Here is a 20,995-nt window from a genome sequence, read left to right on the forward strand (position 1 = left end):
ATGACTAATCACTTCTTCTGCCTTCTGCCTGTGCACTTCTGCCTTTGTCTTTTATACATGTCCTTTTGTGGCAACAGCCGCCATGCTCGTTTTATCCGTACAAAATTTACTTATGTAATTGTTTTAGTGTTAATTATATTTAATGTACAGCCCTTAATGCACTAATGGGAAAATAATTCAACTCGCAATCATAAGATTGAAAAATACCCCTTCTGCAGGTGCACTTCTATCAATGTTTTTTAATCATGTTTTTAATGTGATAAATATTTTTCTTCTGTAAGATTATGTTTGTTTTCTGACTTTTGTCAGTGATTTTGGTGTTTGACCAACAGCCTGAAAATGATGATAAATTGATAAAAAAGACGGTTAAAAGTAAATTATTGAAAGTCTATTTTTTGATTTTAACGCTGCACGAAACCCTGAATTATTCTGTCCATTGAAACAATGAATGGATTGAATGCGTACAAAATAACAATTAAAATTTAGAGCGTTTCTAAATTGTATAACATAAGCCTTTAATTTCATTTTATAAAATTTGAATTAATTCGGTAGTAATTTTAATTAACTTATTGTAATTCAATTTAATTTGCGCTGAATATATCTGCCTAAAGGGCCATAATTCCAATTAATTAATTAAACTATTGTATCGATTTGGCCTGATGGCAAAAATTGGATATTGCATTAGTATGATAAATTCTTATTGTAAAAGTATTTGAGAGAAATTAAATAAATATATTTTTGCTTATTAATGACCTTGAATAAGATGATAAGGTTAGGACGCAGATAACCCTAAACTAAATATTATGAGTAGAGGTTTACAGTCTTTCGCTTTTTTGTTGGTTTGTTTATTCTTGCTGTCAGGCAATGATTTATTGGGGCAGGGAAGAGATACAGGAAGCCAAAATGATGTTAAACAGGACCTAATACCTATTTTGCTTGGATTAAAAGCGAAAATTTCAGATATTGATGATGCTTATTGTTCAAATGGTGCCCCTGATGAAATATATCCTGATCCAGAATTAATTCCTGATTGGGCTGATACTATTGTATGGGGAGTATACACTGTAGTGGGGGGTACAATTGAAGAGGTTGTCCATACCAATTGGTTTAAGCCAATTGGGAACGGTCGTAATACCGGGATTGAGTTTTATCCGGATTCTGTGGAAGATGAATATTTAGACATAGTAGATATTTGGTTTAGAGGTACATTTAGACAAAAAGGAAGTGGTGAAATTAAGTCAATTACCGATTATACCGTTGTTTATAAAAGTGCCACACCATTTGTATTTGGGAGTGATGATGAGATTTGTAGTTCAGAAAGCGCAACATTGATTTTGGAACAAACAGAGAGTGCTTTTTTATATTCACTTTATAGGGATGACGGAAGTGGTTTTAATTTAATTCCCGAATTTTCCGATATTCAGGTAATTAACGGTGGGCCTCTAGAATTTAATGTTAGCCAGTCAGGAACGTATGCTGTAAGTGCTGTTCGCAAAAATTCACCTCCCGAATGTATTTCCTGGATGAATGGTAATCCGGTGGTCACTGTATATCCCAATCCTGTTCCTGATCCACAATCCAATGGTCCGGTTTGTCAAAATGAAGATATTCAGCTGTTTGACGGAAATCCTGCCGTTGACGGCTATGTTTATACCTGGTATGGGCCAGGATTGCCCTCTAGTGGTCAAACCGGTCATTCCATTACTGTATCTGATCCCTCAGTGGTCGGAAATGCGGGAACTTATGATTATGATCTTACCATTATTGATACTAATAATCCTTCCAACTGTGAAGCTACCAGATCGGTAAGTGTGACGGTAAATGAGGGACCTGTTGCCACACCTACTATTTCGCCCACTGAAGTTTGTGAAGGTGCAACCATAACAATTAATGCTAATGCAAGTGGAGGCACAGCACCTTATTCTTATACATGGTCAACAGCTGATAATCCTTCCTTTACATCTGTTGATCAGCCCTCTATAACAATTAATCCTACTACGCTTGATGATGATGGAGATGTCTATACTGTTGTTGTAACAGATGCAAACGGGTGTACTTCAGAGGCAACAAATGCACCGGCCTTAATTGTAAATGATGTCCCGGAAGTAACGATAACCGGACCGAGTGAAGTGTGTGAAAGGTATACGGCCACCTATACAGCGAATGTAACGGGAAGTGGAAGTTACACCTATCAGTGGCAATTGGATGGAGTTGACATTCCAGGTGCCACAGGGTCGACCTTAAGTTATGATGCATCTGGTTTACCTTCGGTAGGTAGCCATACCATAAGTGTAATTGTCGTAGATAATTCATCCACCGCACATTGTACCACCAGTGCCAGTTTGCTTTTGGAAGTATATGATACACCGGAAGTAAGTATAAATGAAGGTGACCAGGAGATATGTGAAGATGGGACCGTAACCTATACCGCCACAGTGATAGGAAGCAGTGGTACTTATAATCATAAGTGGTATATAGATGGAACAGAAATACCAGGTGAGACCACTACGACACTTAATCTTGATGCAACTGCAATAAGTAGTCTGGGAGTTGGGACTCATACAGTGGTGATAGAAGTAACAGATCCTTCAAGCCCATTGAGTTGTAGTGAAACCGCCAGTGTACAGCTGACGATTAATGATGTTCCGGAAGTAACGATAACCGGACCGAGTGAATTGTGTGAAGGTAGTTCAGTCACCTATACGGCCAATGTAACGGGAAGTGGGAGTTACACCTATCAGTGGCAATTGGATGGAGTTGACATTCCAGGCGCCACAGGGTCGACCTTAAGTTATGATGCATCTGGTTTACCTTCGGTAGGTAGCCATACCATAAGTGTTATTGTCGTAGATAATTCATACACTGCACATTGTACCTCCAGTGCCAGTTTGCTTTTGGAAGTATATGATACCCCTGTAGTAACGATAGATGAGGGTGACCAGTCAGTATGTGAAGATGGAAGTGTCAGCTTCACGGCGAATGCTACCGGTAGTGGAGCACTAAATTATAAATGGTCAATAGACGGGACCGAGTTGATTGGGGAGACAGGTTCTGTACTTAACTTAGATGCTGTTGCGTTAAGTGGCTTAAGTATAGGCGACCATACAGTAACAGTGGAGGTTACCGATACCTCAAGTCCGTTGAGTTGTAGCGCTAGTGCGAGTGCACAGCTGACTATCAATGAAATACCTTCGCTTTCACCTATTCCGGCACAAACTGTATGTGAAGATGCTGCAAATGCGATTTTCATTGCTGACGATTTGGGTAGCGGTTATTCTTATGAATGGAGTTATAATGGACACGTTATTAGTGGTGAGACAGGTACTTCTCTCACCATTGAAAATTCTAACTTCCCGCCGGTTGGAGATACCTATCCTGTTTCTGTTACAGTTACGAATAATTTAACAGGTTGTTTTACAGTTATAAACACTAATTTGTCTGTTAATTCTCTTCCTACCGTTAATCTTGACGATGCTTCCACTTGTGATGGACAAGACATAACCATAACGGCTACAGCCTCGGGAGGGAGTGGTAATTATGTTAATTATATTTGGTATGATGAATTAGGAAATGTAATTTCCAGTGGTCCTTCGAATGAGTTAACGCTTACCGGCAGTGATGTTGAGCTTGCCAATAACGGGGCAACTTTTAGTGTTGTTGTTGAAGATGATAATGGTTGTCAAAGTGCACCTGATGATATGACGTTGACAGTCAATGAAAATCCGACAGTAACCATAAATTCCGGGGAAACGTCAAAGGATATTTGTGGAGGTGCCGAATTGAAGTTGGAAGCTTATGCTACAGGTGGAAGTGGTACATCGTATTCTTATGAATGGCTCTTGCCAAACGGAACTACGATGACCGGTAACGAAATTACGATTCCGTCTGTTTTATTTTCTGAACATAACGGCACTTATTCAGTAACAGTTTCAGATGATGCTACGTCTTGTTCTGCAACTGCTCAAATAGAGGTTAATGTTATAGAAATAACACCTGTACTTGATGCTTCAGCAACAAGTGTTTGCGAAAATGATAAGGAGATAACATTTACTGCATCCGGAGGTGAACAATACGAATTCTTCAGATTTGACAGTCAGGCAGGTACATGGAGTTCAGTACAAGGACCTGACACTCAAAATATTTTAGTTACGGATGAGCTAAATGATGGCGACCGCGTTTATGTTGAAGTTTATGAAAACGGATGTAGTGCCCTGTCGGATACATTGGATATCACTGTTCATGGATTGCCGGTGATAAACTCTATTACTAACAACAGTCCTCTCTGTGCAGGCAGCTCATTGAATCTGTCTGTTGAAGCATCTGGGACAAATCCACTTACATATTTTTGGAGTGGTCCGAACAGTTTCGCAAGTGGTCAGAGGGAACCATCGATAGCTAATATTGCCAAAGAAGATGAAGGTGAATATGTAGTTGTTGTTACTGATGGAAACGGTTGTAAAATAGATACATCAACAACTGTTGTTGTTAACAGTCTTGTTATTGATACTATTAGTAACACCGGGCCGGTTTTTGTAGGTGAAGATGTTACTTTGTCGGTTAATGTTTCAGGAGGTATTGAACCATATGAATTTAATTGGGAAGGTCCAAATGGTTTTAGTAGTAAAGCCGCCGATACGACCATTACCAATGTCTCTATAGCTGACTCAGGGAATTATGTAGTTAACATAATAGACGACATAGGATGTTCCGTTTCTGATACTACCCTGGTTGTCGTGCTAGAAAAAGTTGCTGTGCCGGATGTTCGGGTAATGAATTCATCTTATTGTGAGGGAGAATCTGGTGCAGATGTTGAAGTTATTAACCCTCAAAATGGAGTTACATATGAAATAGTAGATGGTTCGGGAACATCTTATTATTCAGTTGTTTATGATGGCTCTATTCCCGTTATATGGAATGTTGTGGGTAATGCCCCACCAGCAGGTACCATTTATAGGATTAAGGCTTATCGTGCTGAACTTGTATCTGAATTTGAATTAAGCGATACCTTTACTGTGGTTGAATATCCTCTTCCGGAGGTTGATACAATGACTATCAATGGTAAGATTATTCCTGCATCGGGCGATAGTGTTGTTACTCACTGTAATGCCGGTGTCGGATATAAAATTGGGTTGAATTCTTGGGGACCGTATGTATATAGATTATACATCGATGGTCAACTTCAAAAAACCAAGACTGGTGACAAAGATCCATTTGAGTTTGATGGCTATTATAGTACTATAGGAACTTATACTATAGAAGCCGTAGGAGAAAATGGTTGTGCCAGTTTGATGTTTGGAAGCTTTACCATTGAAGGGGATGATTTACAACAATTTGACCTTTCTGCTGAAGATAACGGTGGCTATTGCGAAGATGATGCCGATGGCGTTGAGCTTTACCTTGAAGGTTCTGAAAATGGGGTTGAATATATTGTCCTTCAGGATGGAACACCAATTGATACTATAACCGGTGACGGCAATCGTTTAGAGTTAGGGAATTACATACAAGTAGGGTCCGACACAACTACCTATTCGGTAATAGCATATTCTTCAGTTGGATGTACTTACCCGATGAATGATACAGTTAAGGTTTATAAGGTACCCAAACCTTCAGCTGGAACCCTTATGGCCATAAACGATAATAACAGTCTTTTGAATGGTAATGAGTACTGCGAGGGTGACTTAGGCGTACGCCTTCAACTTTCCGGTCAGGAAGAAAATATTACCTATCGATTGTATCATGATGGTCTTGAGGTTGCCTCACATGTGGGTGATGCTTCCGGAGATGATGTTAATTTTGTTAACAATGCCAATGGTTCGGAATGGTTTAGGGATGCCGGAGATTATTATGTTGTAGCCGAAACCAATGAATTGGGTTGTCAGTCTGATCCCGGTAATATCGTTACAATAACGCCTGTATCCCTACCCGAAGATAGACCAATTCTTGGTGAAACCGGTTTCTGTTCCGGGGATTTTACCAATCTATTTATTGAGAATACCCAAAAAGATGTTAGATACAAACTTATTGATGTAATTAAAGATTTAATTGTAGACTCGATAGATGGAGGCAACGGCACAACAATAAACTTCCCGGTAGCTGATTCTTCTTCTTATACTATTTTAGCTACCAATATTTTAACAGGTTGTCAGAGGTATTTTGAAGATACCGTGAAGGTGGTTGAATATGACACACCTGATGCTACATTGAATGTTGAAGTAGATATTGTATCTGTTACAGGCGATGCATGTGGAAGTGAAAAAGCTGTTGTTTCTATAGAGAATCCGGAAGATGGTGTTACATATTATCTATGGAAGGATGGTAATTCCACATATAGTAGTAGGGTTACGGTTTCAGTAAGCGGCCTGGCTGAAGTGGCATTCCCCGATTCCATAATGGATAATAATGGCCATTATTACATTATGGCTGAAAACAGTAACGGGTGTGAAGTGCGGTTGCAAGATAAACCGGATATAAGTACCGATGGTGCCATGACTGTTTATGGTCTGGTGGCTGACGATAACTTATGCCAGGGAGATGGGGCAGCTATTATTGAAACCAATGGAAGTGATTTGGGTCCTGTTGTGTATTCGCTTAAATATCGATCAACAGGAGAGGTTTACGATGCCATTGTGGGAACGGGTAGTAAGTTAACCTTTTCCCCACCTGTTAGTGCCAACAGTGCTTTTTACCTAGAAGCAAGAGATACTCTTACCGGTTGCCAGGTGGTAATGGATTCGGTAAATATTCGGTTTAACCCGTTGCCTAAGGCCTTCGAAATGACCGGTTCAGGCTATTACTGTGATTCTGAAGGAGGGGCAGAAATTGGTTTGAGTGGTTCGGAATTTAGTGTGCGATATTATCTTATTGAAGAGAATATAGGTTTAACCGATAGTGTTGAGGGTAGATATGATGGTGGTGAAGTGTCCTTTAATTTGGTTAGCACCGGAGGTACTTATACGGTATATGCCAAGAACATGGATACAGGCTGTACTTCCAGCATGAAAGATAGTGTTAAAGTGCAGTTTATGAGTTCACCTCAACCACCATCTGTTGATGATGATACCATCTATTTCTGCAGTTCCGAAGCTTATTCTGAGATTATAATTAATAATGCTGAGGCCAATGTGACGTATCAATTGACCGATGCTGATAACAATATTGTAATAGAAGAAAAAACTGAAAGTGCAGATGATTTAGTTCTTGGACCTGTCTTTGAAGGTAGCTATATGATAACCGCTTCATATGATGGCTCATGTTCAGTACCTTTAGCAGATTCGGTAAGAGTAATAGAAGCATTAGAGCCTTTGGTAACCATCCCGGATTATGATGCGGTGATATGTTATGGGGATTCGTCATCCGTAAATTATGATATCAGTAGTGATCCTGAGGATTATTTTGAATATATCGTTGTTGATGCAAATGATACAACCTTAATTTGGACTGAAGAAGATGCAGTAGAAATTTCAAGTGATTACATAATATGGAAGATTGGAAGGGCAGGCACTTACTATATTGAAATAAGAAGTGTCGCGAGTGGCTGTTCCGACCAAACAGGTAAAATTCGAATAACTGTTAACGATGAAATTGATGTGCCTTCAATTTCATCGGATACCATCGGCATTTGTCATTCCGCAACAAATACCTCTTTGGATTTGGCTGGTCAACCCGGCAAAACCGTATTCTATCATTTATATCAGGCCTCAAATTCAGCTGAAAGTATCGATTCTATTTATGCTGGTGTTAATACCATTACATTCTCCAATATTTCAGAAGGTGAATATCTGATTAGAAGTCAGGATATTAAAACCGGATGTTATTCTGCCTTTACGGATACAATTTTTGTACGGCCTTACATAAGCGATGAATTACAAAATGCCTATAAAGGAATTTTTTGGGAGGATTTAGTTAGTGGAATTGATTCCATTGAGTATATGAACAACGGAAACCTTACCTTGAATCTCGACATGGAGGTTTTGGATACCATTAGTAAGGATGTTTTTAATGCCTATTGGGTTAACCAAGCCGAAAATGACGATGTACGGTTTGGGGTAAGTGACGATGGTGAGGTGATTATTTCTAAAGAGGGCGAAGATTATGTCGTATCGGGTGAGTATGCGGATGAATGTCCATTATTCCGAATAACAAATAGGTTAAAAATAAGGGAGGATAATTTGTCAGTTGATGATATTTATATCTACTTAAAAGAAGGTGAATTTATTAGTCATCAAGATATTAAAGTCTACTATAGTAATATTGATGAAGGGAAATTAAGTTATGAATTCTATATTGATCCTTCTTTAAAAGATATGATGGTTGAAGATGAAGGAGCCACTATTAAATATTTTACTGGAGATTATACTATAGTTCAGAATAATGATAGTGCATCTTTAACTTTCGAAAAAGGCTTAACATTTTATGGGAATAATAGCGATATACAAATTATAGTTAAAAATGTTGAAATTCCATCTCGGATAGATACCGCAAGAGTATACGTTTTTGCCGCAAATAAGGATGTTGATGGAGATAAATTGCTATTTATTCCTAATGCTTTCTCTCCCAATGGAGATAATATAAATGATGAATTTATAATAGAAACCAATGATAAAGCTTCTACCGTATCGGCCTCATTAGAAGTATATAATCGGTGGGGAAATTTAGTTTATCGTTCAAATAATTATGGTGATGAAGGAAAATGGTGGGATGGTAGAGCAAATGTCAGCAATATGGTTACAATTGGTGATGAGCTTCCCAATGGAGTTTACTTTTACATCTATACTGTACGAATAGTCGATGCTGAGGAAAATGAGACACCCATTACGAAAAAATATCAAGGTTTTGTAGAGTTGCGCCGATAAAAGGGAATTAATCTAAACCCTATGATAATGAATAAGAATTTAAACAGAATAGTAATTATAATCCTGGCATTTATTTTAGGGAATTCATTGTTTGCCCAGGACCAATATCAATTCAATCACTATATTGCCAATCAGGGGCTTTTAAATCCTGCCTATAATGGTACGCGGGATATTATTAGTGGGCTGTTAATTCATAGAAGTCAGTGGTTGGGAATGGAAGGCGCGCCAATGAATCAGGCTTTAAATATTCATAGTCCTATCGAAGAAACCAATTTAGGCGTGGGGCTTGTATTGGTTAATGATCACATTGGTTTTAGCAATACTTTTGATGCTTTTGCCGCAGCGTCGTATAAAATTCAATTGGATCGAAATAGAAGATTTCTTTCTTTGGGTTTGCAAGCCGGTGTTAGTTCACTTGTTTATGACGGAACAAAAGCCGAAATTAGCAATCCTAACGATCCGGTTTTTGATGGGAAAGAGTCAAAAATGATATTTAATGTTGGGTTTGGCGCCTATTTTTATTCCGAAACCTATTTCGCCGGATTTTCGGTACCCAAAATTTTTAGTAATCAGTTTGACGAAGATCCCAACGTATTGGCATTTAAGAATACGCTTGATTTGAAAAATATGCATTCTTATCTTTACGGTGGTTATGTGTTTGAGATGGAAAAGGTAAAGATCAAACCAACTATGTTATTAAAGTATGTGTATGGAGCACCTTTACAATTGGATATTTCAGGTAACGTTCTGTTTATGGATCGCCTTTGGCTTGGATTGTCATATAGAACCATTTCAGACATGGTTTTTCTGTGTGAATACGCTATAAATAATCGGTTCACGGTTCGATATTCTTTCGATTATCCAATCAGTGAGTTGAACCAGTTTAATAATTACGGAACCCATGAGATAAGTTTGCAATTTGATTTTTCGTTTACCGGCAGACCAGGAATGCGTTCCATTCGTTACTTTTGATCAGTCCTTTTCTATTATTTGGAAAAATATGCCGTATGAAGCTTAATAAAATTATATCTTTCATAGTTCTTTTTCTAATTTCTGTTTCAATGGTTATGGGGCAAAGCCGTACCATTAGAAGAGGCAATAAGTATTTTGAAAACGAAGAATATTATAAAGCCCTTCAATACTATAATCAGGCAAAAAATGCTGGCGAAGAGCTATCGGTAGATGTTCAAAGAAAAATAGCCCATTGCTATTATTATTTGAATGATATTGAGCGTGCTTTTGTCGCTTTTGAGGAATTAAAAGGCAACCTCTTGCCCGAAGATTTGGTTAACTATGCATTGTCTGCCCACAAAAACGGTTTTTATCAGAGGGCCATTGATCTTTATCGGAAAACCAAACAATACAAGGTGGGGAACCAATCACAAATCAATAAATTGATGGAGGCGTGTGTTTGGGCTCTGGAAAATGATGAATTCAATCCCAATTATTATGTTAACCCTTCAACCCTTCTTACCTTTGGGCAATCTTTTGGTATTCAGTATTATAAAAACGGTGTTGTTTATTCTTCTTCTTCTGGCGACAAGGATGGTAATCGTAAAGTAGACAGGTACGGCAAAGAATTTTTGAATCTTTATTATTCCGAATTGGATGAAAATGGCAGAATAGGTGAGAAAAGATTATTTGATGAGAATATGGTTTTTGATTATCATGTTGGTGCCATTTCTTTTACATCCGATCAAAAAACCATGTACTATACCCGGTCGGTAAGAATACCCGGAGGACAAAGCAGAATCAAAATCTTTTCTGTAGAATTTGATGGGGAACATTGGGTGAATGAAAAGGTGTTACCAATTAACAGTAATGATTATGATTGTGCATATCCAGCAGTAACTCCAGATGATCGTTACCTTGTTTTTGCTTCCAATATGAAAGGTGGTTATGGCGGAACCGACTTATATATTGCAGAGCGGTATGAAGATGGGCGCTTCGGGCAACCTAAAAATCTGGGACCACAAATTAATACTTTCGGAGATGAGCGTTTCCCCTTTGTAAGTAAAGATTATGTTCTGTATTATAGCAGTGACGGTATGAAAGGTTTTGGAGGGCTGGATATATTTAAAGCAGAGAAAACTGGAGAAGCCAAGTGGAGCAATCCGCAAAACATGATGAAACCTTTTAATTCTAACAAGGATGATTTTGGTTATGTGATTGATCCCAATAACCCTGACCGAGGATTTTTGTCATCTAATCGGATTAGTAGTGGTGAGGATGTTATATTTTATGTGGAACCGCGAAACCTTGATAATGAAAACCAAAATGCTAGTGACGAGGAAATGCTTCCGATGGGTGGTTTGTTGTATGATGAAAATGGTTTGGTAGAAGTTGAAGAGATGCCAATGGGTGGCCTTGATGTGCCGGAATCAACGCCAGAAGCGGTTTCGGAACCTGTTCCTGAAACGGATCCTCAACCCGAGCCTGTAACCGAACCTGTGCCTGATTTATCTGCTTTTCCCGATGCCTTTGCTACTAAAATATTGAGTACTTTTAACGGTGATGCAATAGAAAATGCATCGGTTATAGTTAAAGATTACAATTCCGGCCAAACCGTGGTTGAAGGAATGACAGACCAAAATGGAAGAGTTCATTTATTATTGCCCGATAAGTATAGAAAAGAAGGGCAGGCTTTTGAAATATCCATTAGTAAGGAGCACGAGTATAAAAGCAAAAACATGATTGTGGATATTATGGAGCTTGAGCAAATATCCAATAATGGCATTTCCCTGACTCCGGTTTTCGATGATGTGGTGCTGGATGATATTGGAACTATGGTCATTCCTTACATAGGTGAGAATATCACCGATGAAGGATTAAAAGTACTGGACAAACTTGCGGCCTATCTCTTGAATAATCCTAATGTGGTTGTAAAATTGAATTCGCATACTGAAGCTCGTGGTAATAAGTATAACAATTTGTTGATTTCGCAAAAAGTAGCCGAAAAAGCTAAAGAATATCTCATGGACCATGGAGTTGGGGATGTTAATGTTATCCCCAGGGGTTATGGAGAAAGATATTTGGTTAATAAATGTTTCCGTGGGAAAGTATGTAGTGACAGTGAACATTTGAAAAACCGGAGAATTGAAGTCGTTGTTTGGAAAATGTTGGGTAAAAACTAAAGTGAATAGTATCTAGAAGGATAAATCATGGTTAAATTAATTCAATATTTTTCTGTAGCATTGTTTTTGTTGGTTCAGCCATACGTTGTTCGAGCTAAAGCAGATAAATTGGCAAATTTGCGTTCATCCAAAAAAATAGTAGCAGTAAGTGATATTTCCGAGCCATATTTTGCCATTCAAATTTTGGCACTGGAGAAACCGCCTCAGAATCCTTCATTTTTTAAGAATATTGAAAAGGCATACGAATATCGATGTTCCGATGGTTATGTACGTTATACAGTAGGACAGTTTAATACAAAGGAAGAAGCATTGCAAAACATATCTAGAATTAAAGCCTTAGGATATGTAGAATGTTTCGTTGTAGATATTCGCCATTTTCGGTTAAAAAATAGTGAAACAGCTTCGACCTTTGTGCCCGATGGACAAACTCTTTATACCATACAGCTGGCAGCCTACCGGTATCCGGTTTATACTTCAGAATTTAAAGAATTTGATGAAGTTATGGAATTCTATATGGATGATAGAATTTATCGTTATACGGTAGGAGCCTATAAGGGTGATGAAGCGCTTCAACAGCTTAAAAAGGTGAAAGATATGGGGTATCAACATGCCTATTTGGTGCCATTGGAAAAATATAAACCATATAGGATTGAATAGATCTTTTGTTTGAAAATTAATTTAATTGCTTTTAAATTGTAAGGGTTTACATTGATTTTAGTCCAACATTGGATTCATCAGTATAAAATTTACTTTAGTCATTGGTCTGATGGAACTCCCATGAACAGCAGTTTATAGAGGTTCTTGTCGTGGCAACCATAAGTTGGCCACATTCGTTTCATTGTCCTATTAATATTTTTGATTAGGTTTGGAGGTATTTGTCAAGAAAATTGATGCTTTAAAATAGCTAAAATAGTCAAAAACAGCAAGCCGGCCTGTCGCTCCGAAAGGGGAGGAAAGTCCGGACAACGCAGAGCGCCGCGCTTCCTAACGGGAAGATGGTCGTGAGACCATGAAGGTGTAACAGAAAATAACCGCCTACGGGCAAGGGTGAAAAGGTGGGGTAAGAGCCCACCGGTTCGGATGGTGACATCCGAAGCCGTACACCCCGCGGGTTGCAAGACCATGTATATCCCGGTTCCTTTTAGGTACGGGGTTGCTCGCTCCGGTTCCTTAGGTTGGAAGCCGGGAAGGGTAGGTCGCTTAAGGGGACAGGTGACTGTCTTCTCAGATAAATGACAGGCATCCTGGCAACAGGATACAGAATCCGGCTTACAGGTTTGCTGTTTTTAATTTTTCTATGAAACAACAATTAGAAAAAATAAGAATCTTTCTATTAGAAGATATTTGGCGTATTCGGCCCGATGAAACCAGTAGTAAACGCCAATACTGGTTTATTCGTTTATTGCGTATTTTTTCTCTGGCCATACGTCGATTTGTGGTAGACCAGTGTCAAATAAAGGCTTCAGCTCTTACTTTTTTCTCGCTTCTATCGGTGGTTCCTCTCGTTGCCATGGCGTTTGGCATTGCCAAGGGGTTCGGTTTTAGAGAAGCTCTGGAACAGGAATTACAAAAACGGTTGGTTGGTCATGAAGAGGTAGTACGCTGGATTGAAGAGTTTGCTCTTGATTATTTGGATAATGCCAAAGGGGGAATGATTGCCGGCGTTGGATTCGGTATTTTGCTGTTTCTGGTTATGCGACTTATGAACAGCATTGAGGAATCTTTTAACGACATCTGGGATGTTAAAAAGTCTCGGTCGTTGCTTCGAAAATTTAGTGATTATGTTTCTCTGGTATTGGTTGGTATATTGTTGTTGGTAACATCCGGTAGTGTGGTGGTTTTTATTGCCAACCAGATTCGTAATTTGGGGGTAGTGAGTTATGCCAGTGGCTTTGTTGTTTGGGTTGCACCTTATTTGTTGGTGTGGATTGTTTTTTCCCTGTTTTTTATGATTATGCCCAATACAAGAGTGAAACCGCTTTCGGCTCTTTTTGGCGGTTTTATTTCAGGAACACTATTCCTGGCGGTTCAATATGGTTATATTTACTTCCAGGTAGGTGTATCCCGCTATAATGCCATATATGGTAGTTTTGCGGCATTACCTCTTTTCTTAATATGGATGCAAACCAGTTGGAATATTGTTCTTTTTGGGGCTGAATTGGCTTTTGCCCATCAAAACGAGCGTCACTTTGAATTTGAGGTTGATACTCGAAATATGAGTATTTATGCACAAAAATTAGTAAGCATTCTTATTGTCAGAGAGGTGGTAAAAGCTTTTGAACGGCAGGATAATCCACTGACAGTATCGACTTTGGCCGAAAAGCTGAAACTGCCCATTCGTTTGGTTATTGACCTTATTTATAAGCTTTTTGAGGCCGGAATTTTGATTGATGTGGGTTCCGATTCTAAAGATGATATTAAAGTTATACCGGCATATGATATCCATAAAATGACTTTGGCCAATGTGCTTTACCAAATTGAGCACTGCGGCTATTCTGAAACTATTTTGGAAAAAACCGATGCTGTAAACCTTATTAAGAAACGTTTTGAACGTTTTGAGCGAATTATTGTGGAATCTCCCTCTAATATCCATCTTAAAGATATTTAAGAATTTATTTTGAGGCATTTTGCCTGTAAATCAAGGATTTGGTTAAACTGTTTTTCTTCCTTCTCGCTTTTGCTTGGTGACTTTTATACAGGTTTTTGTTGTGACAATCTTCTTTTGATAGCATCATATGTCTGCGTAAAATCAATCCTGTTAAGTAAAATAATTGTGTTTCAATGAGATTTTTTGTGGGGAATAGAGTATATTGTATTTGGGGGTAATATTGAAAAGGTAACAATTTACGTTTATGAGTATATTGGCAATGAATCGACCAAATTGTCAAAAAAGTTTTAATTAAATGATAAAAGGCAGAAAAAATATATTCATTTCTGCTAAATTTGCAGGGAATCAAATGTAATACATAAAATGGATATACTAAATAAAATAAAAGCACGAGCTTCTGAAAACAAAAAACGTATTGTACTCCCTGAAGGAACTGAAGAAAGAACATTAAGAGCAGCAGATGAAGTTATTGAAAAAGGTCTTGCTGATATTATTTTATTGGGCGATCCAAAACAAATTGAGGAGGAGAGTCGACGGCTGGTATTAAAAAATATTTCACGAGCTCAGGTTTTAGATCCTAAAAAACATCCCCAAAAAGATGAATATATTGATCTTTTAGTGGAGTTGAGAAAAGCTAAAGGGATGACTCGTGAGGAGGCTTCAAAACTCGTTGAGAATCCACTTTATCTGGCAGTATTGATGATCAAAAGCGGGGATGCCGATGGTGAAGTAGCAGGTGCCGATAATGCTACAGGCGATGTTTTACGTCCCGCCTTTCAGATTGTAAAGACTAAACCTGGTATAAGTGTTGTTTCAGGTGCTTTTATAATGATTCTTCAGGATAAGAATTTTGGAGAGAATGGAATTATGGTGTTTGCGGATGGAGCAGTTCATCCTAATCCCACAGCTGAAGAATTGGCTGAAATTGCTGTTACCACAGGGCAAACGACTCGTAATCTTTTGAGTTTTGAACCTCGTATCGCCATGCTCAGCTTTTCTACCAAAGGAAGTGCCAAGCACGAAATGGTCGATAAGGTTGTTAAAGCCACAGATTTGGCTAAAGAAAAAGACCCCTCTCTTCACCTTGACGGTGAGTTGCAGGTTGATGCAGCCCTGATTCCGGAAATTGGAAGAAAGAAAGCCCCGGGTAGTGATATTGCCGGAAATGCTAATGTTTTTATTTTCCCATCTCTGGAAACCGGAAATATCGCCTATAAACTTGTACAACGACTGGCTCACGCCGAAGCTGTAGGACCAGTTTTACAAGGAATGGCTGCTCCAATTAATGATTTGTCCAGAGGTTGTTCCGTGAATGATATTGTTAATCTGGTTGCTATTACCGCTACTCAAGCAATGGGAAAATAAATTATTGGCCGGTATGTACCGGCTTTTTTTAAATTCTATAATGATAATAAGCAATTTGAAAAATGGCTGAAATTGTTGTTGAACCTATTGAAAGATATGCTCTAAGTGCCAAACGGAGGGTTAAAACTCTTTTTTCAAAAATTGGGGTTGTTGGTTGTGGTAAGGAAGGACAAAACATTGTTCGTATTGCTGCCTGGCATGGAATTGAAGTAGTATTTATTGAATTGAGCGAAGAAAAGATAAAAAATTCGCTTGACAGTATTAGTCGTGAACTGGATAATCGTATCGAAAGCTGGGGGTTGACCTCCAGTGAAAAACGGGCCATAATGGGGCGAATAAAAGGATCCCTCGATTTTCAGGATCTTGCCGGGTCCGATTTTGTAATTGAAGCAATAAGAGCAGATGAGAAAACAGGTATTCGTAGTATTGATGTACGAAAAGATGTTTTCCATAAAATCGAACAGGTCGTTGATCGTGATGCTATTATTGCCACCAATTCTACCACTATCATTATTACTGAACTTGCCAGTGAGTTGAAGTATCCCGACAGGTGTGTTAGCCTTCATTTTTTTGTTACTTCGCCCGAAGCCAGAATAATTGAAGTGGTTAAAGGCCTTTATACTACTGATGAAGTTTATAAAAAGGTTTGCACTTTTGTTAAGCTTATAAACAGGGAAGTTATTCCGGTAGAAGAATCGGCCGGACTGGTAAGTATTCGTTTGTTTGTTACTTTGTTAAATGAAGCTTGTGAAACTTTAATGGAAGGTGTTGCCTCCGCCGAAAATATTGATAAAACCATGATTATAGGTACCGGCATGAGGTATGGTCCCTTTCATATGGCTGATATTATTGGTCTTGACAAAGTAGAGAAATGGATGGAAAATCTTTATGAAGAGTTTGGGGGGCCCAAATACAAACCTTCACCTCTGATAAAAAGGTTGGTCAGAGCTAAGCGTCTTGGTGTTCAAACCGGGCAAGGTTTTTTTAAATATGACGCCAATGGTAATAAAATTTCCGAATAACTTAAGTAATATTTATACGGATGAAACGAGCATGGCGACTTTTGCAACTAAAAAAGGCAGAAGTGCACAGGCAGAAGGCAGAAGAAGTCAATAGTCATTAGTCATTAGTCATTAGTAAACAGTCATTAGTGTTAATGAATTAGTGACTAATCACTAACCACCAATGACTAACCACTAATGACTACCTTTAAGAAGCAATATATCAATGAAGTAAGTAAAATTTATACGAATGAAACGAGCATGGCGGCTGTTGCCACAAAAGGACATGTATAATAGACAAAGGCAGAAGTGCACAGGCAGAAGGCAGAAGAAGTGATTAGTCATTAGTCAACAAGTGGTTAGTGTTAAATATCTAGTGACTAACGAACTAATCACTAATGACTGCTTTTAAGAATCAATATATCAATGAAGTAAGTAAATTTTATACGGATGAAAATATTAGTTCTAAACTGCGGTAGTTCTTCAATAAAATATCAGTTGTTCAAAATGGATGACCTCCAGTGGGAGGTTATGGCCAAAGGTGGTGTTGAGAAAGTAGGGCTTAAAGGTTCCTTTCTTAAGCATGAAAAAGCTTCAGGCGAAAAAGTATTGCTTGAAGGTGAAATCCTTGATCATCAAATCGGAATAGATTATATTCTAGGTGTTTTAATTAGTGAGAAGCATGGTTGTATTAAAGATCTGGATGAAATTGATGCGGTAGGTCATCGCGTCGTCCATGGTGGTGAGATGTTCAATTCCAGTGTATTTATTACGGATGAAGTAATTAAAAAAATGGAAGAATGCATCGAGTTGGCGCCATTGCATAATCCGCCCAATCTTAAAGGTATACAAGCAATCTCTACCTTGCTTCCGGATGTGCCCCAGGTCGGTGTCTTCGATACTGCCTTTCACCAAACCATGCCCAAGCATGCTTTTATGTATGCTATTCCTCAATCTCTTTATAAGGAATATGGTATTCGACGGTATGGATTTCATGGTACCAGCCATCGTTATGTAAGTCATCGTGCCTGTGAACTGTTGGATTGTGACTATAATACCCAAAGAATTGTATCGTGTCATTTAGGAAACGGAGCCTCAATAGCGGCCATAAAAAACGGTCAATCGGTAGATACCTCTATGGGCTTTACGCCTATTGAAGGGCTAATGATGGGCACTCGTTGTGGTGATCTGGATGTCGGAGCGGTGACTTTTATTATGGAAAAGGAAAAAATAGGAACCAGATCGGCTTCTATTTTATTTAATAAGCATAGTGGGATGCTGGGGGTTACCAACATTTCATCGGATATGAGAGAAATTGAAGAGGCATACGAAAAGGGTGATGAAAACGCTCGCCTGGGGTTGGAGATGTATTGTTATCGAATTAAAAAATATATTGGTTCTTATGCCGCTGCTATGGGAGGAATTGATATTTTATTGTTTACCGGTGGAATTGGTGAAAATGCTGACCTCATTAGAAGTAAAGTATGTGAAAACTTAGATTTCTTAGGAATAAAAATTAATGAATCGAAGAACAAAAATCTTCGTGGTCAGGAAATGGATATTAGCAGTTCGGGAAGCAGGGTAAAGGTAATGGTTGTCCCAACCAATGAAGAATTGGTTATTGCTCAGGATACTAAAGAAATTGTTGAGCAATTGGCCAATAGAAAAATTCAAGAACCTTGATATTTCCCCGGCTTTAAGGGAAAAAACTAACTATTAGAAATAAACCGGGATTTGTTTACCTGGCTCGGTTTATTTCTTTTAAATAGCGTAAAGTATGTTAAAACATCTGTCCGATTTGCATGACCTATTGGATACATCCAGGGCCCCAAAGAAACTTGCTTTGGCAGTATCGCAAGATATTTTTTCGTTAAATGCTCTTTACAAAGCTTATAAAGGGGGAATTGTACAACCTATTCTTATTGGTAATCGGGAAGAGACTTTCCAAATCCTGGCTGAGAAACAGTATGATTTTGGAAATAGTAAATTTATCGAAGAGGATGACCCGGAAAAGTGTGTGGAGATTGCGGTACGGATGGTTCGTAATGGCGAAGCAGATGTTTTGATGAAAGGGAAAGTTGCTACTCCCGTTTTGTTGCGAGGTGTTTTGAATAGAGATTGGGGGTTGCGTTCCGGACGGTTGTTGTCACACCTGGCGGTTTTTGAAGTAGCAACCTATCACAAGTTGATTGCGGTTACAGATGTGGCAATGAATATTGCTCCCAATTTACAGGATAAAATAGGAATATTAGAGAATTCGGTACAGTATTTAAATAAACTTGGCATTAAAAAACCCAAGGTGGCTGTTCTGGGGGCCATTGAAATGGTTAATGAAAATATGCAGGCCACTACAGATGCAGCTTTACTCAGCAAAATGAATCAGCGAGAACAAATAAAAAATTGTATCGTTGACGGACCACTGGCCTTCGATAATGCGGTTAGTTTCGAAAGTGCCCACCATAAAAATATTAAAAGTGAAGTAGCCGGTGATACGGACCTGCTGCTGATGCCAGATATAGAAGTAGGTAATGTTTTGTACAAGAGCCTTGTATTTTTTGCCCATGCCAAAGTAGCTTCCATTGTTCTTGGAGCTTCAGCCCCTATTGTTCTATCTTCGCGCAGCGATAGTGATGAGAGCAAATATTATAGTATCTTATTGGCTGCTTTGGCTTAAAAATTAATCCATATAAATATTACTTAAGTTATGGGTTGGATGGAACTTAAAGTTGCTAATTAGTGGTTAGTCGTTAGTCATTAGTCTTTAGTTATTTAGCACTAACCACTAATGACTGTTGACTATTGACTACTTCAGCCTGTGCACTTCTGCCCTGGGCTTTTATACATGTCCTTTTGTGGTAAAATTAGTCATGCTCGTTTCAATAAATTAATGTCTAAATGCACTAATAAATTTTTATGAAGAAATTTAAGATTTTGGTTATTAACCCCGGTTCTACTTCGACAAAAATAGCTGTATTCGAGGATATTAAATCTATTCTGCTAAAAACGCTAAGGCATACGCCGGATGAATTATCCAAATTTGAAGATGTACCCAGTCAGTATGAATTTAGAAAAGAAGTAATTCTTAATGAACTGAAACTGGCACAGATAGAAATTGAGGATATTGATGCGGTAGTTGGTCGCGGCGGTTTACTTCGTCCTATTCCTTCAGGAGTTTATGAAGTAAACGACAAAATGAAGCAAGATTTAAGATATAGTAGTGGAAAACCCCAACATGCCAGTAATCTGGGTGCCTTAATAGCCGATGATATTGCCAAAAGCTTGCCTGCTGCCAGAGCTTTTATTGCTGACCCGATAGTGGTGGATGAATTACAAGATGTGGCACGGATTACCGGGTTGCCTGAATTGCCCCGGCAGTCGGTGTTTCATGCACTTAATCAGAAAGCTGTAGCTCGTAATTATGCTCGTTTGGTAGAAAAGAAGTACGAAGATTTAAATCTCATTGTTGCCCATTTGGGGGGTGGTATATCTATTGGTGCTCATAAAAAGGGTAGGGTTGTGGATGTCAACAATGCATTGGACGGATATGGACCATTTTCACCCGAAAGGGCAGGTACTTTACCTTCCGGAGGGCTTGTTGATATGTGTTTTAGCGGGAAATATACCTATGAAGAAATGAAAAAAAAGGTGGTTGGTCATGGTGGGCTAATGGCTCATTTAGGGACCAATCAGGCGCATGAAGCCGAAGAACGGGCCTTAAACGGCGATAAAAAAGCCGATTTGATACTTCATGCAATGTCATATCAAATAGCCAAAAACATCGGTGCTTGTGTGGCTGTTTTGGAAGGTAAGGTTGATGCAGTATTATTAACCGGAGGGATGGCTCAAAATAAAACCGTAGTTGGTTACATCCGCAAATACATCGATTGGATAGGCAACATAAAAATTTATCCGGGTGAAGATGAGATGTCGGCCTTAGCTATGAATGCATTAGCTGTCTTAAAGGGTGAGATGGAGTGCAAAGAATACTAATACCTTTATTAAGAAAATACCTTTAAAAAAGTTTTCGGATTAGGT

General features: G+C 38.6%; 10 protein-coding genes and 1 other RNA gene. All 11 read left to right on the plus strand.

The annotated features are described in order from the left end of the window. Positions 1–803: 803 nt before the first annotated feature. The 11 genes from BM130_RS08750 to buk all read left to right on the plus strand — a co-directional run bounded on the left by BM130_RS08750 (position 804) and on the right by buk (position 20,950). Positions 804–8,852, plus strand: coding sequence for a T9SS type B sorting domain-containing protein (locus tag BM130_RS08750; protein WP_074964345.1), 8,049 nt, complete (start codon positions 804–806; stop codon positions 8,850–8,852). A 27-nt stretch (positions 8,853–8,879) separates the two neighbouring features. Then, positions 8,880–9,824, plus strand: a complete 945-nt coding sequence (locus BM130_RS08755) for a PorP/SprF family type IX secretion system membrane protein (RefSeq protein ID WP_010527400.1) — start codon at positions 8,880–8,882, stop codon at positions 9,822–9,824. Positions 9,825–9,859: 35 nt separating this feature from the next. Further along, positions 9,860–11,986 carry an OmpA family protein gene (locus BM130_RS08760; protein WP_010527399.1) on the plus strand — a complete coding sequence of 709 codons (2,127 nt, stop codon included), beginning with the start codon at positions 9,860–9,862 and terminating at the stop codon, positions 11,984–11,986. Between the two features lie 27 nt (positions 11,987–12,013). Next, positions 12,014–12,643, plus strand: coding sequence for an SPOR domain-containing protein (locus tag BM130_RS08765; protein WP_010527398.1), 630 nt, complete (start codon positions 12,014–12,016; stop codon positions 12,641–12,643). Between the two features lie 262 nt (positions 12,644–12,905). Then, positions 12,906–13,274: RNase P RNA component class A (gene rnpB / locus BM130_RS08770), an RNA gene on the plus strand. A 9-nt stretch (positions 13,275–13,283) separates the two neighbouring features. Beyond that, positions 13,284–14,594 (plus strand): YihY/virulence factor BrkB family protein, encoded by a 1,311-nt coding sequence (locus BM130_RS08775; RefSeq protein ID WP_010527396.1) that lies wholly within the window; start codon positions 13,284–13,286, stop codon positions 14,592–14,594. 363 nt (positions 14,595–14,957) lie between these two features. Further along, positions 14,958–15,959, plus strand: a complete 1,002-nt coding sequence (gene pta, locus BM130_RS08780) for a phosphate acetyltransferase (protein ID WP_010527395.1) — start codon at positions 14,958–14,960, stop codon at positions 15,957–15,959. Between the two features lie 62 nt (positions 15,960–16,021). Beyond that, entirely contained in the window at positions 16,022–16,981 is a 960-nt protein-coding gene (locus BM130_RS08785; RefSeq protein ID WP_010527394.1) for a 3-hydroxyacyl-CoA dehydrogenase family protein, read from the plus strand. Positions 16,982–17,410: 429 nt separating this feature from the next. After that, positions 17,411–18,643, plus strand: a complete 1,233-nt coding sequence (locus BM130_RS08790; protein ID WP_029626571.1) for an acetate/propionate family kinase — start codon at positions 17,411–17,413, stop codon at positions 18,641–18,643. 94 nt (positions 18,644–18,737) lie between these two features. Continuing rightward, complete coding sequence (locus BM130_RS08795; protein WP_010527392.1) at positions 18,738–19,634, plus strand: bifunctional enoyl-CoA hydratase/phosphate acetyltransferase; 897 nt, start codon at positions 18,738–18,740, stop codon at positions 19,632–19,634. A gap of 239 nt (positions 19,635–19,873) precedes the next feature. Continuing rightward, positions 19,874–20,950 (plus strand): butyrate kinase, encoded by a 1,077-nt coding sequence (gene buk / locus BM130_RS08800; RefSeq protein WP_010527391.1) that lies wholly within the window; start codon positions 19,874–19,876, stop codon positions 20,948–20,950. The last annotated feature ends 45 nt before the right edge of the window (positions 20,951–20,995 follow it).

The sequence above is a fragment of the Thermophagus xiamenensis genome, from assembly GCF_900112795.1.
Taxonomy (GTDB): Bacteria; Bacteroidota; Bacteroidia; order Bacteroidales; family Marinilabiliaceae; genus Thermophagus; species Thermophagus xiamenensis.

What these genes read in the sequence shown, in the direction of transcription:
- BM130_RS08750 (WP_074964345.1), top strand. Translation starts at nt 804, where the DNA reads ATGAGTAGAGGTTTACAGTCTTTCGCTTTTTTGTTGGTTTGTTTATTC.
- BM130_RS08755 (WP_010527400.1), top strand. Translation starts at nt 8,880, where the DNA reads ATGAATAAGAATTTAAACAGAATAGTAATTATAATCCTGGCATTTATT.
- BM130_RS08760 (WP_010527399.1), top strand. Translation starts at nt 9,860, where the DNA reads ATGAAGCTTAATAAAATTATATCTTTCATAGTTCTTTTTCTAATTTCT.
- BM130_RS08765 (WP_010527398.1), top strand. Translation starts at nt 12,014, where the DNA reads ATGGTTAAATTAATTCAATATTTTTCTGTAGCATTGTTTTTGTTGGTT.
- BM130_RS08775 (WP_010527396.1), top strand. Translation starts at nt 13,284, where the DNA reads ATGAAACAACAATTAGAAAAAATAAGAATCTTTCTATTAGAAGATATT.
- pta (WP_010527395.1), top strand. Translation starts at nt 14,958, where the DNA reads ATGGATATACTAAATAAAATAAAAGCACGAGCTTCTGAAAACAAAAAA.
- BM130_RS08785 (WP_010527394.1), top strand. Translation starts at nt 16,022, where the DNA reads ATGGCTGAAATTGTTGTTGAACCTATTGAAAGATATGCTCTAAGTGCC.
- BM130_RS08790 (WP_029626571.1), top strand. Translation starts at nt 17,411, where the DNA reads ATGAAAATATTAGTTCTAAACTGCGGTAGTTCTTCAATAAAATATCAG.
- BM130_RS08795 (WP_010527392.1), top strand. Translation starts at nt 18,738, where the DNA reads ATGTTAAAACATCTGTCCGATTTGCATGACCTATTGGATACATCCAGG.
- buk (WP_010527391.1), top strand. Translation starts at nt 19,874, where the DNA reads ATGAAGAAATTTAAGATTTTGGTTATTAACCCCGGTTCTACTTCGACA.